This window comes from Kitasatospora sp. HUAS MG31, assembly GCF_040571325.1.
Classification (GTDB): Bacteria; Actinomycetota; Actinomycetes; order Streptomycetales; family Streptomycetaceae; genus Kitasatospora; species Kitasatospora camelliae.
In genome coordinates, this window is sequence record NZ_CP159873.1 from 138,736 (window position 1) to 153,274 (window position 14,539).

The 14,539-nt window shown below is 71.0% G+C and carries 14 protein-coding genes and 2 pseudogenes; 7 read left to right on the top strand and 9 right to left on the bottom strand.

Annotated features, from left to right (window positions below):
- Positions 1-1,254: 1,254 nt before the first annotated feature.
- The 4 genes and pseudogenes from ABWK59_RS36265 to tnpA form a co-directional block, all read left to right on the top strand.
- Complete coding sequence (locus ABWK59_RS36265) at positions 1,255-1,998, top strand: IPT/TIG domain-containing protein (protein ID WP_354645328.1); 744 nt, start codon at positions 1,255-1,257, stop codon at positions 1,996-1,998.
- A 179-nt stretch (positions 1,999-2,177) separates the two neighbouring features.
- Positions 2,178-2,442: pseudogene (locus tag ABWK59_RS36270) on the top strand (helix-turn-helix domain-containing protein).
- A gap of 516 nt (positions 2,443-2,958) precedes the next feature.
- Positions 2,959-4,263: a hypothetical protein gene (locus tag ABWK59_RS36275; RefSeq protein WP_354645329.1), complete on the top strand. Its 1,305-nt coding sequence runs from the start codon at positions 2,959-2,961 to the stop codon at positions 4,261-4,263.
- Between the two features lie 40 nt (positions 4,264-4,303).
- A pseudogene (tnpA, locus tag ABWK59_RS36280) lies at positions 4,304-4,618 on the top strand (IS200/IS605 family transposase); the annotation flags it as partial.
- A gap of 119 nt (positions 4,619-4,737) precedes the next feature.
- On the opposite strand, the gene ABWK59_RS36285 reads toward tnpA, so the two are convergent.
- Together ABWK59_RS36285 and ABWK59_RS36290 are read right to left on the bottom strand one after the other, a co-directional pair.
- The gene (locus tag ABWK59_RS36285) at positions 4,738-5,865 is read right to left on the bottom strand and encodes a hypothetical protein (RefSeq protein WP_354645330.1); all 1,128 of its coding nucleotides are present in this window, start codon (positions 5,863-5,865) and stop codon (positions 4,738-4,740) included.
- 31 nt (positions 5,866-5,896) lie between these two features.
- Positions 5,897-6,418, bottom strand: coding sequence for a hypothetical protein (locus ABWK59_RS36290; RefSeq protein WP_354645331.1), 522 nt, complete (start codon positions 6,416-6,418; stop codon positions 5,897-5,899).
- A gap of 471 nt (positions 6,419-6,889) precedes the next feature.
- On the opposite strand from ABWK59_RS36290, the gene ABWK59_RS36295 reads away from it, so the two are divergent.
- Positions 6,890-8,020, top strand: coding sequence for a virginiamycin B lyase (locus ABWK59_RS36295; RefSeq protein ID WP_354645332.1), 1,131 nt, complete (start codon positions 6,890-6,892; stop codon positions 8,018-8,020).
- A 60-nt stretch (positions 8,021-8,080) separates the two neighbouring features.
- Positions 8,081-8,230 carry a hypothetical protein gene (locus ABWK59_RS36300; protein WP_354645333.1) on the top strand — a complete coding sequence of 50 codons (150 nt, stop codon included), beginning with the start codon at positions 8,081-8,083 and terminating at the stop codon, positions 8,228-8,230.
- 125 nt (positions 8,231-8,355) lie between these two features.
- On the opposite strand, the gene ABWK59_RS36305 is transcribed toward ABWK59_RS36300, so the two are convergent.
- From ABWK59_RS36305 to ABWK59_RS36335, 7 genes are all read right to left on the bottom strand, one after another.
- Positions 8,356-8,616, bottom strand: a complete 261-nt coding sequence (locus tag ABWK59_RS36305) for a hypothetical protein (protein ID WP_354645334.1) — start codon at positions 8,614-8,616, stop codon at positions 8,356-8,358.
- A complete protein-coding gene (locus ABWK59_RS36310) occupies positions 8,613-8,927 on the bottom strand; it encodes a DUF6247 family protein (RefSeq protein ID WP_354645335.1) in 315 nt (104 codons plus the stop codon). The genes ABWK59_RS36305 and ABWK59_RS36310 overlap by 4 nt, the downstream gene beginning before the upstream one ends.
- A 314-nt stretch (positions 8,928-9,241) precedes the next feature.
- Positions 9,242-11,179: a hypothetical protein gene (locus ABWK59_RS36315; protein WP_354645336.1), complete on the bottom strand. Its 1,938-nt coding sequence runs from the start codon at positions 11,177-11,179 to the stop codon at positions 9,242-9,244.
- 151 nt (positions 11,180-11,330) lie between these two features.
- Complete coding sequence (locus ABWK59_RS36320; protein WP_354645337.1) at positions 11,331-11,537, bottom strand: hypothetical protein; 207 nt, start codon at positions 11,535-11,537, stop codon at positions 11,331-11,333.
- A gap of 207 nt (positions 11,538-11,744) precedes the next feature.
- Positions 11,745-12,062: a hypothetical protein gene (locus ABWK59_RS36325; RefSeq protein ID WP_354645338.1), complete on the bottom strand. Its 318-nt coding sequence runs from the start codon at positions 12,060-12,062 to the stop codon at positions 11,745-11,747.
- 336 nt (positions 12,063-12,398) lie between these two features.
- On the bottom strand, positions 12,399-12,857 hold the full coding sequence (locus ABWK59_RS36330) for an ATP-binding protein (protein WP_354645339.1): 459 nt from the start codon (positions 12,855-12,857) through the stop codon (positions 12,399-12,401).
- A 105-nt stretch (positions 12,858-12,962) separates the two neighbouring features.
- The gene (locus ABWK59_RS36335) at positions 12,963-13,241 is read right to left on the bottom strand and encodes a response regulator transcription factor (protein WP_354645340.1); all 279 of its coding nucleotides are present in this window, start codon (positions 13,239-13,241) and stop codon (positions 12,963-12,965) included.
- Between the two features lie 341 nt (positions 13,242-13,582).
- Between ABWK59_RS36335 and ABWK59_RS36340 the strand changes: the two genes are divergently transcribed.
- Positions 13,583-14,338, top strand: a complete 756-nt coding sequence (locus ABWK59_RS36340) for a biotin/lipoyl-containing protein (RefSeq protein WP_354645341.1) — start codon at positions 13,583-13,585, stop codon at positions 14,336-14,338.
- The last annotated feature ends 201 nt before the right edge of the window (positions 14,339-14,539 follow it).

Sequence of the window (14,539 nt, forward strand, 5' to 3'; positions counted from 1 at the left end):
CGGGTCGCTCCCCCGGTCGGGATGACCGGGGGCGAGGTCGTGTCGTCGGGCCGGGGAGGGCGGGCGGTGGTGTCGCGGGTGGCCGTCGTCCGCAGTGGACCGGCCGGGGGTGGCGGCGGCCGCTGCGGGAGGTCTCCGGTTCGGGCCGATCGGACGGTGGCGGAGATAGGGGCGCGTGGGAGTTTCACACCGGGCCGGTCGGCAGGCCCGGCCCCTTTCACGGGGTGCCCGTGGCGCCCCGCGGGCCCCCTTGGCGCCCGCCGGTTCGGGCCGGTGATGGGCCGACCACCGCTCCCCCGGCCCAGAGGGGGCCCGCCCGTTTGGGTACGTACACTAATCCATACGGCTGACGCCCGTCGCAAGAGTCCTGACGGTACGTCACCCCAATGGCAGAGCGCGCCGTGTCGGCGGCCACGCCCCCGCGCCCGACTGCCGGCGCCGCCCGGTATCGGACGACCGCCGCCCGCCACGTGGCGGGCGGGCGGGCGGCGCGTGGGTGGCGGTCGACGGTCGGCGGTGGGCGGCGGTGGGGGCGGGGGCGGATCACGGGCCCGGGGCACCGCCTCGCCGGCCGCTGCGCGGGGGCAGTCGTCGATGCGGCCGGGCGGAGATGTGCAGGTCACCGGGCGCCGTGCCGGGCAGGTCGCCGTGGGGGGGTGCGTCCACAGATGCCGGCGCGCTCGGCCATTCGGGTGACGTGCCGTCAGGGATATTGCCAGCGGCATCCGGCAAATGGATTACTGTCCGTATCCAAACCGGTGGGCGCCCATCCCTTTCCGGGGGAGCGGCAGCCGGCCTACCGTCAGCCCCTCAGGCCTGCCGCCGCAATGGGCACCCCCGTAGAGGGCTGGGTTCACCAGTCGGTGCGGCGCATCACATGTGATCAGGGCCCAGATCGTCATCCCGCCCCGCTTTCCTCGGACTCCCGGCGGGCGGCCGGGCATCGGTCCGGCGTGCACCTTCACCCGAAACACCTTCACCACCGTCGGATCGGCCTGAGCCGGAGTATCGGCAGCCTCGACGGCGCGGGTTCCCACGGACGCCGTCCGGGCTCCGGACTTCGATGTGGCCACATCGACCGTCCGGGCCGTCCCGTGCGACCACCGGGCCAAGACTCCGGTCTCGTCAATGAACACCCTTGGCAGGCAAGCCCGTTCACCGATCGTCGGCCGGCGTGTCGGTGCCTTCGGGCCGCCGCACTGCCGAGGACGGTTCCACTCCCACTCGTTGCCACATCGTCCAGGAGGGACACCAATGCCTATCAGTCCGAACCAGGGGTCCACCGCCGGCGGAACCACGGTCACCATCACCGGTACCGGCCTGTCCGGCGCCACCGCCGTGCACTTCGGCAGCAAGCTGGCGACCATCACCGCCAACACGCCGACCTCGGTCACCTGCACCTCGCCGTCCGGGGTCGGCACGGTCAACGTCACCGTGACCACCGGCGGCGGGACCAGCAACCCGCTGTCGTTCTACTACGTCGGGGCGCCGTTCAAGGCCTCGTTGAGCGCGTCGTCCGGGGCCACCGCCGGCGGTGAGACGGTCACCATCACCGGCACGGGCCTGTCCACGGCGACCTCCGTCAACTTCGGCGCCAACGCCGCCTCGCCGACCGTGGTCTCCGACGGCCAGATCAACGCCGTCGTGCCGGCCGGGGCCTCGGCCGGATCGGTCTCGGTGAGCGTCACCACCGCGGGCGGCACCAACAACGGGCTGTCCTACACCTACGTGGACCCGCCCACGGTCACCACGCTGACGCCGACCTCCGGCCCGACCTCCGGCGGCACCGCGGTCACCGTCACCGGAACGAACCTGACCACCACCCAGTCGGTCACCGTCGACGGCACCCTGGCACCGTTCGCGGTGATCAGCGCCACCGAGCTGACCTTCGTCACTCCGCCCGGCACCGCCGGCGCGGTGGACGTCGTGGTCACCACCACCGGTGGTTCCGCCACCGATGTCGGCGCCTTCACCTACGTGGCCGGTCCCGGCATCTAACGGCCACCCGCCCGGCGGACGCGCCGGGCAGGCCATCAGGAGCCCGGGCGGAGAACGTCTCCGCCCGGGCTCACACGTGTGCGCCCCGGGGCGATGGGCCGTGGCGTCCGTATCGTCGACGAACGCCGCCGGGACCGCCGGCCGGAGGGCGGCGCCCGCCGTGTCATCCCGGGCGGTGCCTGTCCCGGCGCCGCCACGAGCGGCTCCTCGCCGGTCCTCCACCGCGGCAACATGGTGGTCTCGGCGACCGCAGCATGGTCGACGTGGCAGCAGCCGCCGGGGTGTCCGCTGAAACGCTCCGCAGGGTCGAGACCGGCCGGGGCCCCGACCCCGGCCTTCTTCACCGTGGCGGCCCTGGCCCACGCACTGGACCTGTCCCTGGACGACCTCGCCGCCGCCTGCGCGGAAGACGCCGGAGGCGACGATCAGGCCGTGTCTGCGTGACCGTCAGGCACACGCCACCCGACCGAGAAACGGCTGTTCCTGCCGCGGCACGATTCGGCCCCTTACGCCGGAACCCCCGAAGGGCTTCGAGAGCCGACCACCAACTGCTCGGCCGCGGAGCAGGGGCGGCCGATGCGGGTGGCGGTCCCGCGGCCGGTGAGCCGAGGAGCGGGTGCATCGCCGGCCGGGCTCGCCGACGGGGCTCGTCGGCGGGGGTTACGACCGCTGAACGGGCGTCACCGCACACGGAAACACGCATACGAATAGTCATGCTTTGGTACATTTTGAGCCATGCTGTGGATGGTGGACGTGACGGCGGGACCGGCCGCCGGGCTCTCACGCATCGCCGGGACGGGCACCGACCGGCGTGTGAGGGGCGGTCAGGGAGCGGCCGATGCACCGGTACACCGTCCACACCGTCCTGACGGCTCCCGGGTCCTCGGTCCCGGCCGTCCGGCCGCGGGCGGGCCCAACCGCCGTCGTGCGCGGCACCGCTTGTCACGCGCGGTCTGTGCCGTGCTGTTCGCGTTCGTGTCCGCGCTGGCTTGGGTCGTGGCCGGTCCGTCCCACCTCGCCCGGGCCGCGGGCGAGTGTACGGCGAGCCTGTGCGTCCTGAGCGCGAGCGCCGCGAACGCCCTGTACGTCCACCCCGGCAGCATCCAGGTCACCGGCAACATCCTGGTCAACTCGACGAACAGCCAGGCCGCGCTGGTCAGCGGCTCCACCACCGTCACCGCGAACGGCGGCACCATCGGCGGCCCGGCCGCCCCGTCCGGCTTCGCCACCTCCGGCGGCGGCTCGTACAACCCCACCCCGACCAACCAACCCGCCGCCACCGACCCCTACGCCGCCCTGGCGCAGTGCCCCGCCGCGTCGGCCTGCCCCACGACACCGGCCGCACCGTACCCCAGCATCAACCACATCTCCGGGAACCAGACGATCAACCCCGGCGTGTACACCAGCATCGCGAACCTGGCCGGCACGCTCACCCTCAACCCCGGCACCTACGTCGTCACGACCGGCATCACGATCTCCGGCGGGAAACTGACCGGCACCGGCGTGACGATCTACCTCGCCTGCCCGACCTACCCGACCGCCTGCGCGGCGTCCACCACCGGCGCGTTCTTCACCGGCCAGAGCGGAGGCAAGACCGCCCTCAGCGCGCCGACCACCGGGGCCTTCGCCGGATTCTCGATCATCGCAGACCGCAACAACCTCGCCGCGGTCACCGTCTCCGGCAACGGCTCGTGGATCACCGGCGGCGGCATCCTCTACACCGCCTCGGGAAAGCTCACCGCCGCCACCGGCGGCAAGGCCAGCTTCACCCGGGCGGTCGTGAGCACCGTCGAGACCAACGGCAGCAATGCCTCCCAGCTCAGCGTCATTCCGACCACCGGCACCCTGTCGATCACCGTGCCCACCACCGCAGGCCTCGGCAGCGCGGCACCCGGCAACACCGTCAGCTCGGCCCTCGGCCAGGTCGCCGTCTCGGACCAGCGGGGGCTGGCCACCAGCACCTGGACCACGACGGTGACCGCGACGAACTTCACCACCGGCGGCGCCACGTCGGCCGAGACGGTCACCACCGCCAACGTCGCCTACTGGTCCGGACCCGCGACCCTCACGAACGGCACCGTGACGGCCACACCGGGCCAGAACGACGCCTCGAACAAACAGGCACTCAGCAGCGCGAGAACCGCCTTCGCCTCCACCGGCAACGGCAACAACTCCACCAGCTGGAGCCCCACGGTGGTGATCACGCTCCCCGCCGCCGCGGTGGTCGGCACCTACACCGGCACCGTGACCCACTCCGTCGCCTGACACCACCCCACCGGATCCGCCGTTGAACAGCCCGGCGGCTGCCATGCTGACCCGCTGCGAAGAGATCATGCGGAAGGTCTGCACGGACTTCGAAGCCGAGTTGAAGGAGTTCAACGGTGAGCGTGATCACGTCCACCTGCCAGTGGAGTACCCGCCGAAGGTTGCCGTGTCGGGCCTGGTGAACAGCCTCAAGGGTGTCTCGGCGCGGCTGCTGCGCCGGGAGTACACGGGCGCGATGAACGTCGCCATCATGCACGGCCATCTGTGGTCGCCGTCCTACTTCGCCGCGTCCTGCGGCGGCGCACCGCTCGCCCTCATCCGCGAGTACATCGAGAACCAGCAGCGCCCGTCGTAGGACGCCCCGCGCTGCGGACCGAACCGGCTAACCCCGACCCAAAGGACGGGGCTTGCGCCGGACATCCGGGTCACCACCCGGGACGGGCCGGTGCCGTTCCTCTCCCGCGCCCGTCGGCGTCAGCTCGCCCGTCTGCGGCGAACCAGTCCGTAGCCACAGGCGGCCAGGGCGACGACGACCGCCATGCCCACGGTGAGGCCCGGAATCATCGAAGCGCCGTCCGCCGTGCGGGGCTTGACCGGTGCGCCGTTGCGGGAGCCGGTGGGGAAGGTGAGGGTGGCCGTGACGGTCCGTTCGACGAGCCCGCTGGCCAGGGTGAGGCGCACGTGCCAGGGGCCGTTGGGAAGCTGCCTGTCCAGGGGCACGTCGACCGGCTCGGTCTCGCCGACGCCGAGTGTGGTGCCCAGGTTCGCCTTGAAGGGGCCGGCGCTCAGCGACCCCGGCCCGTCGGTCATCGACAACGACCCGGTCAGGTCGAGCGCACGCTTGCCGGTGTTGTGGACCTTGGCCACCACCATCGGGGTGCCGTCCGCCGCGCGCGCGGGAGTGAGCTCCTCGATCTGGAAGTCGGACGGCGGCTCGCCCCCGGGACCGACGTCGAGATAGATCCTGACCCCCACACGGTTGACCAGGCGGACATTCCCCGCCGGGCCCGCGCGCCCCGCGACCTGCGCCCACAGGACCGCGTACCGCTCCCCCTCCGACGCCTTCGGCGGCACCCGGATACCGACCCTGACCACCGCCGTACCGTGCGCCGGAACCTCGCGCACGACAGCGGACGCCGGCGCGGACGGCTGGGCGGACGGCGGTGTGGACGGCGGTGTGGACGGCTGGGCGGACGCGTCATTCCCGGGCTCGCCGCAGCTCGTCGCCTCGCTCGACAGGTCCGAGTCCGCGGTGCAGTCGTCCACCGAGACCCAAGTCGTGAGCTCGTTCGGGGTCCGATCGGCCCCGACGGTGAAGGTGCCGCCGTTGACGACCGCGGAACCGGCGTAGAGGTCGACGCGCTGGTCGACGTCGGAGTCGTTCGTCACCTGCAGCCGGCGGTGGATGACGCTGCCGGGCGCGAGGTGGTCGACGATGTACATGTGAGCGCGCGGGTCGGCTTCCCGATCCCGCGGCGCATCCAGCAGCTTGACGCCGATACTGTTCTCGGCGGTGGAGGGCGGCGCCTGGACGTCCGAAGGCGGCGTCTGGTCCGGGCCGTCGGCCACGGCGGTGTTCGCGCCACAGACCCACGCGAGCACCGCCGCGACCGCGCACAACAGGCGCGCCGAACTATGCGACCGAATGTGTCACCGTCCCGGTGTAGACGCCGTTCACTGCGGCGGCGGGGATCGCGATAGCGAGCGTGGGGTTCCACGTCGCGGAGTTGTTGCCGGTGCCCCCGGCCAGGCCGTAGGCGGTACGGCTGGAGTCCAGCGTCTGAGCCTGGCCCGCCGTCGGCTGGCCTGGCGTGAAGGTACCCGTACCGGTGGTGGCGGTCGCGGTTCCCGACCAGTAGGAGACCGCGCTGGCCGGAACCGTCTCCGCGCTCGTGCCGCCACCCGTCGTGAAGCTGCTGGAGATGACCGACGCGGTCCAACTGGCCGACAGCAGGGCCCGCGCGTCGGTGACCGTGACACCACCCAGCTGCCCGCTCACGGACGTCCCGGGCAGCCCACTGCCCAGGCCCACCGGACCGGCAGGAACGGATATCGACAACGAACCACCCGAGACCGAGAACGTGACCGTCGTGTCCCCGGGCGCGGCGCTGGCCACACCGGCGGCGGCGACGACTATCGCAAGCCCGGCGGCCACGGAATATCGGATATGCATGGACTCTCCTTCGTCGTCCAGGACCGGAACCGCATGAAGACAGGCTCCGCTCCCATGATGACTCGTATGATTATCCGCACACGCACCGTAATCAAACGCCGTTCCCCCATCCGGCCGAATACGAGCACGGTCGACGGACCCACAAGGCCGGACACGGGAGGCGAACGCATCGCCGACAGCAAGAAGGACTTCCGAAATACCGTCACCCGAGAAGACGACGCTCCGGGTGACGAAGAGCAGGATTCGGAGATAATCGCTCCCATCACCGTTTCTAACGCCGACTCAGAGGGGATTGTACGTGTGCGGTAAGATCGCGAAAGCGATATCGGCCCGGGCCGCGTGTCGCCCCCGTCGAGCCGCTGCACCGCCTCCCCCGCCCTCGAGCCCGACGCCGGTGATCGCGTGTCATGCCGACGCTCCGGCTCCCGCCGTGTTCCTCGAAAAGGGTGTCCTATGTCCCACCACCCCGGCCGCCTCCGGCGGCTCCGCCGTGCGCTCACCGTCCTGGCCATGACGGCCGCGATCGGCGCCCCCGGCACCGTCGCCTTCGGCGACTCCCCGAACCAGCCCCACCCCCTGCGCCCGTGGGTCAAGTCCTGCGTCCGACACCACGGACCCGTAGGACTCGTCCACTGCCTCGGCAGACACCCCCGGCAGGAGACGACGCCCCGAGCCGGCGCGTCGCTGCCCCGCCTGACCTCGAGCATCGACGAACTGGAGACACCCACCGCCAACGCGGCCCCGGTCGGCATCACCACCGGAAGCGACGACAACCTCTGGTTCACCGAGAACGCCGCCAACAAGATCGGCCGCGTCACCACCGGCGGCACGTTCACCGAATACTCGATCACCACCAGCGACTCCGGGCCGGCCCAGATCACCGCCGGACCCGACGGCGCCCTGTGGTTCACCGAGTCGAACGCCAACAAGATCGGCCGGATCACCACCGGCGGCACCATCACCGAATACAGCGTCCCGACCTCCGGCGCCTACCCCTGGGGCATCACCGCCGGACCCGACGGCGCCCTGTGGTTCACCGAACCCGGCGCCGACAACATCGGCCGGATCACCACCGGCGGCACCATCACCGAATACGCGCTCCCCACCTCCGGCGCCTACCCGCTCGGTATCACCACCGGACCCGACGACAACCTCTGGTTCACCGAGGTCCTCTCCGGAAGCATCGGCCAGATCACCACCGGCGGCACGGTCACCGAACACGCCGTCCCCACCGTGGACTCACTGCCCATCGGCATCACCGCAGGACCCGACGACAACCTCTGGTTCACCGACGCCGGAGCAGCCCAGATCGGACAGGTCACCACGAGCGGCGACTTCACCGGCTACGACCTCACCGACGCCGTCTTCCCCTTCCCCTGGGGCATCACCGCCGGACCCGACGGCGCCCTCTGGTTCACCGAAACCGACGGCAACGACATCGGCCGGATCACCACCGGCGGCACCATCACCGAATTCGCGATCCCCACCAGCAGCTCGAGCCCCCTCGAAATCACCACCGGACCCGACGACAACCTCTGGTTCACCGAAAACTCCACCAGCCAGATCGGACAAGTAACCCCCTAACTGCAACCGCATCTGAGTGGGCATGTAAGCGTTCTTGTGTAAGTCCCCTGCGGTCATTGGATGCTGAGCCGGTCCTCGAAGAACAGCGAGAACTGGTTCAGCGCCGGCTGGGACCTCACCCCGGAGCAGGAAACACATGTCCTCAAGGTGCTCTTCGAGCTGTTCGACACGTTCCTCGCCGAACGGGAAGGCGCCGCTTCGGAATCGTGAGGCGCCTTCCACCACCTGGGGAGCGCTGGCGAGGTTGCGCGCACCCTCGGCCCTGGCGGCTCCCGGCCCGGAGCCGCCAGTCGCATACCTGGACGCCACCCGCAGTGAAGGTCGGGGGTTTCGGGTCAGCCGAGCCAGACGAGGTCGATGACGTAGAGCCGCCCCGCCACGCTGTTGACGAGGTAGATGAGGCTGAGCTGGCCGATGGAGGCGCAGCGTACGTCGTCGCCTTCGGGGTCGGTGGCGTCCCACTGGGGCCATCCCCAGGGGGTGCGGGCGGCGATGTCGAGGAGGTCGCGGACCAGTTGCTGGGCGTGCGCGGGGAGTTCGGCGAACGTCTTGACGGCCTTGGGTGACAGGCGGGCGGGCCAGATGTGGTCGCTCACGGACGGGTCCCGAAGAGCTGGTCCAGGTCGACGCCGTCCTCGTCATTCCTGCCTGCGGCGGTGAAGGCGTCGACGGCGGGGGCGCTGTCGAGGCGGACCTGCCAGGTGCGGACCACGTTGTGAAGCGGGGTCAGGTCGTAGGTCTGCCGGGAGTCGTCCACGGCCTTGGCCCAGTCCCGCTCGAAGGCCAGCAGCCATCGGGCGCGGCGGTCGGCGTCCTCCTGGGCGCGGATGCGGGTGAGCAGCCGGGCGGCGGCCCGCGGGGCGGGGGCGGGCGGCGGGGCGGGAAGGTGTTCCGGCTGGGCGCTCATGCGAATTCTCCTCCACTTCGTCCCCGGTCACGGTACGGCAATCGGCACCCGGCGGCGTGCCGCACGGCACGGTTTGGAGCGGGGCGGGCCCTCGCCACGGCGTGTGTCGGGACACCGGGCGCTGTGGCTGCTTCTTCCCGCCGGGCGGGCGAGCCGGGCGGGGAGAGGAGAGGCTTTCGCGTGATCGCCTGGATGGCCGGGCATTCGCCGCGGGCCTCAGGTGCGGCGGCGCGCGCGGCCGGGGGCCGACCGCCGCTGGCCGCCCCCGGGTGAAGGCCGGAACCGGATCCCGCGATTCGTCCCCGGATGCCGGTTCAGGGAGAGGTCTGTGTTGCCGTGGCGAGGTCGGTGAACGCCTGGCGGGTCGTGGGGGCGAGTCGGTCGAGGCTGGGGTTCTCCTCGAGTTCGAGGACGGAGTCCCAGGGGACGGGGACGGTGGCGGGGTGAGGCAGGGGCGGGTTGTGGCCGGCGTCGGGGGTGGTGCCGATGACGGCGATGACGGCGCGCTGGGCGAGGGCGGTGCGGCCGTTGTGTGCGAGCCAGTTCAGGGTGGCGGCGACGTGATGCGCGGCGTCGGCGACGGGCGTGACCAGGATCAGACGGCCGATTTCGGGGAGCAGGTCACGGATGGTGTCGGGGCTGCTGCTGGGGCCGGCGTGAAGGATCACGACGTCGTGGTGGTGGTCGAGTTGGCCGAGCAGGTGGCGCTGGGCGGTGCGGTAGTGCTCGCGGTCGCCCTGCCACCAGGACGTGGCCGTGGTCGGCGGGGTGTCGGAGTGGTGGAGGTGGCGGGTGGTGTTTTGCACGAGCCGGACGACGTCGAGCGTGGTGACGCGATGGGTGCCGTGCGTGGCCAGGGTTTGGGCGAGGGTTCGAGCGGTGGTGGTGGCGCCTGCCTGCGGGGTGCAGCTCAGGACGAGGATGCGCTGCGGGCGGGGATCGGGGGTCGGTTGTACGGCGGGTGCGGGCTGCTGCGCGGGCCGGAGTGCGGCGAATACGGCGAATGCGTGGCGCCGCGCCAGGCGTGCCCGGGTGGCGCGGGCGATGCCGATGACGACGCGGACGGCGAATGCGCTCAGCCCGGCGAACGGCAGTGCGAGGACGACGATGGAGACGCAGGCCACCAGGAAGCGCGAGAACGATGCGGTGTCGAGGGCGGCGGTCAGTGCGGTGAACTGGGCCTGTTCGCCGCGCTTGAGGGAGCCGATGATGGCCGGCATCCGGGTGACCATGAGGATCAGGCAGGTCAACAGCGCGGGCACGATGAGGAGCACCCATGCCGTGACGGCGGCTCGCGCCGAGGGCCGCAGTGCGGCTGCTCGTGAGGTGCGGCGTCGGTGGCGTCGACCGGGGAGGAGGTGGGCCAGGATCGGGCGGATCATCGCGGCCAGGTTGGGCACCCCGACCAGGTCGCCGAGGATGAGGTAGCCGTCCAGCCTCACCAGGGGCATGAGTTGCTGGAGGATCTCGGTGTGGGAGAGGACGACCACGAGAGCCAGTGGTGCGAAACCGGTCATCCGGTAGCCCACGGCCGCGGCCAGGGCGAAGATGGCGTTGAAGTAGACGCCGCCCAGGTCGGTGCGCAACCGCCCGGCCCGGCCGAGTCGGTAGGCGTCGTTGACGTTGGTGTAGAAGGCGGGCATGAACAGGTAGAGGCCGGCACCGATGGCACCGGGTCGGGCTCCGCCGTAGCGGCAGCCGGCTGCGTGCCCGCATTCGTGGAACCCCAGCGAGAGCACCATCAGCGCGAAGACCAGCAGCATCAGCAGGGGCTGGTTGATCACCTGCTGCAGCGCCGGGTGGATGCCCCAGCGGGCGAACAGCCACCAGTCCATCACGACCAGCGAGACGAGGACGGTCACGATGAGGGGGGGAATGAACAGCGGGGCGAACATCCCCGCGATCACCTGGACCAGCCACGGCGGTGCCACGGTGCTGCGCATGCTCAGGGCCAGCAACTCCTCGGGGCCCTGCGCGGATTCGGGCGGAGTGGTCGGCCCGTGGGCGGAGGCCACGATGCCCATCGGCCGTAGCTTGGTCTCGATGACGTAGGCCAGGGCTTCGGGGGTCAGTCGCTTGCCCAGCTCGGCGCTGATCTTCTCGGCAGCCCGCTGCGGGTCGCAGGGCGTGGCGATGTGGGTGGCGGTGACGTACAGCAGACGGGTCAGCAGGATGGCCTTCCCGTCGGCGCGCTCCACGAGGTAGCGCTCGTCCCGGTATCCCGAGTCCTGGTAGGGACCGAGCAGGCTCACGCCGTCAGCCAGGCGAGGCAGGTCCGCCGGTTCGGGCGTCGTGTCCGGTGCTGTATCCACGAGTTGTTCGGTGGTCACGGTCCTGGCTCTCTCCGACGGCGAGGCCGGGGCGGGAACCCCGGCCTCACCACGATGTGCTTCTCTGGTCCGGTCAGCCGATGAGAACGGCGCCGGTCTGGCTCAGGTTGCCGCCGGCCACACCGACCTGGGTCAGCACACCGACCTTGACGTTGACGTTCGGGCCGAAGATGGTCGAGCCGTCGAAGATCCCCAGCGCTTCGCGGGTCGGCAGGATTTCGGCGTCCTGCATGTCGAGCTCGTCGGGGGTGAAGTCCACGGAGGTGACGGAGGTGTACATTTTGATCACTTGCCTTTCGATGTTCTTTGTCGACGGCCCCTGCCGTCTTGGTAGTTCCAGAGTGCCTCACCCGAACATGTGCGGAAAGACGCGTAAGTTCGTCTCTTGACGGATCGAAACTTGTGCCTTAGTGGATTCCGGTGATGCACACGAAACGCCCCGGCCGGTGAATCGGCCGGGGCGTTTCGCGTGTGCGAGGGTGGCGTGTCATCGGTAGCGCACGTGCAGCGCGCCGGAGGACGGGTACGTGGCCTTCACCGTGGTCGTCGCGCCCGGTTGGACGACCTTGTCGGGGTGCACGCCGTCCATCGTGACGGTCACCGCCGACTGGCCCGAGTTGTGGATCTCGACGGTGACATTCGTGCCCGGCGGACCGCCCAGCACGGTCTCTCCGCTGACCTGACCACCCTGCCCCGTCCCGAACAGATCGGCGCCTACGTCCAGTTGGACTTTCTGGTCCTGCCCTGCGGCGCCGGCGGACCACTGCGAGCCGTCGATCCGGATCGAGCCCGCTCCGGCGTCCACGTCCAGCGATGGCAGATCCGGTACGGACGGGATCGGTAGGGAGGGGAGCGGTATGGACGGGGTCGGTATGGACGGGATCGGTATGGACGGGAGGGGTACGGACAGGCCGACGGGTGTCGGCGGCCGCGGCGATGCGCTGGAGGCGGAGGTGGCCGCGGTGGTGCCGGCCTGGGAGGTGCAGCCGGCGGCGAGAGCCGCTGCTGCCGCTGCCAGTACGGCGGGAAGCACCAACCAGCGCGCAGGACGCCGCCTGGGTGTCGATGTCGTCATGGGGACAGATCCTTTCCTTCGGGGTTTCGCTGCCTCGGATCGGCAGGAGAGCTTCACGAGGTACGGTCAGGCCGCACACAGGAGGTCGGCTCGGACTTCGCGGCCGTCCGTGTTCTGGTGGACCTCGGTCGACTGCGCGAGGAACTCGACGATGCCGGTGCCGCGGCCGTGCTCGTCCGGCGCAATGTCATTCTCGGGGTGTTCCACGGCAGTTCCGCTGTCGGTGACCACGATGTGGAGAGTGTCGTGGTCGAGGGCCAGGAGCAGCGTCATGTCCTCGTGGCCGTACCGGGCGGCGTTGGCGGCGAGTTCGTCGACGATGAGAACGGCGGAGTCCCGGTCCTCCTCGGGGACACCCCAGTGCTCCAGCTGGCCGGCGGTGAAGTGGCGGGCGATGGAAACGTTCGTCTCCTGCGCGGGCAGGGCCAGCACGGCCAGGCGGCGGGGGCGCGAGAGCATGGCGGCGGCGTTCAGGCCGGACTCGGTGAACGGTGGGCCGGCGGTCGGCGAGTCGGTGAGAAACATGATCGTCTGCTCTCGGGAGGCGCGCGCAGGGAGGCGGCGGGGAAGATGCGGGTGAGGGTGGAGCACGACCGGCTGCCGGAGAACGGAGCGGCCTGGGCCGGGAGGTCACAGCCCGAGGCTGATCGCGAGCCGGGTGAGTTCGGCCTTGTTGCCGGCTCCGGACTTGGACCGGATGCGACGCAGGTAGGTGTCCACCGTGTAGCTGGTGACTCCCATGCGGCGGGCCGTCTGGAGGTAGGTGCGGCCCTCGGAGATGTGCTGCAGGACTTCTCGTTCGCGCGGCGCGAGCATGGGCTGCTGCTGGGCGGTGACTGCTTCCCTGTCGGGCAGTGCGATCATCGCGGGCGCCACGGGAGCTTCCGTTGAGTGGAGCATCTCACTCATCTCGGCTCACTCCTTGCGGGGTGGGTGGGGAGGGGGAGGGATCCCGTGATTACCAGCGCTTGTCCTCTCTCACGCGCGGTTGCTCCGTACGGTTCGATCGATCTGCACCTTTTGCCTTACTTATTTCCTACACCGCTCCCCGGCACCGCTCCGGCACTGCTCCGGCACCGCTTTCGGTACTGCCGACGGGCAGGAGCCGACCCCGTGACTACGGGTCACCTGGGGTGAACTGCACCGGTGAGGCCGCGCTGTCAAGAGACGAGATCCCGCGGCTGTGCCCGCCCGCGCACGGCGGCGACGCTGGTGGATATCAGTCCAGTAGCCCCGAGGGAGCCGCTGCCATGGCAGCACGACATGCCCGGCACTCGCCGGCGGGCAGCACGGAAACCGGCGTCGCACACCGGAAGGCGGCCGCTCCCGCACGGAAGCGCGGGCCCCGGATGAAGGCTGCGGCCGCCACGGCTGTCCTGCTCGCGGTGGGCGGCGTGTGGTGCACCCAGGCCCGCGTCACGAGCGTGATGCGGGTCTCCGGAGTGCTGCTCGCGGCCGAAGCGCCGACGGCCGCCGTGAGTCCCGGAAACGGCCGGCTCGCCGAGGTCTCGGTTGCCCCGGGTCAGCAGGTCCATCCGGGGACGACGCTGGCCTCGATCACCCTCGCGGACGGCACGAAGGCGCCGGTGACCAGTACCGAGGACGGCGTCGTGGCGGCGGTCGTCACCCGTCCGGGGGCGGCCGTGAAGTCCGGTGCGCAGATCGTCACCATCGACCGGGACCGCCCGACGCGGGCGCTGCTGCTCGGCGACGTCGGCCACGCCATCGGCCTGCACCAGGGGCAGCGGGTGCACGTCGCGCTGGCCGAGGCCCGCGCCGAGGGCGTCGTGACCGCGGCGCCCAAGGACCCCGTCGGCCCCGGCGACCTTCCCGGCCTGGGCGCCGGCGACGTGCCCGCGCCGTGGACGGGCCAGGCGGTGCGCGTCGTCGAGGTGACGCTCGACCCCGGTACGGCGCATCCGGGCGCGCGGCCGATGCCGATCACCGCGGTCGCGGTCAGGACCGAGCACCCCATCGACGTCCTGCTCCCGCACAGCGCTGGCTAGACCCGGCCGATGGACCGCTCGCACGGGCCCGTGGCCGCCGCGTCGCACGCCAGGGCCTGCCCGGCGGATCCTGTCGGATCGACCGCGGCGTCACAGGACGCGCATCGCGAGGCGGAGGACGGGGGCATCCGCCGACCGGAGGACAAAGGAGAGCCCGTGCGGCGGGAACACGCCATCAGCGACCGGCGACAACGCGGCGAG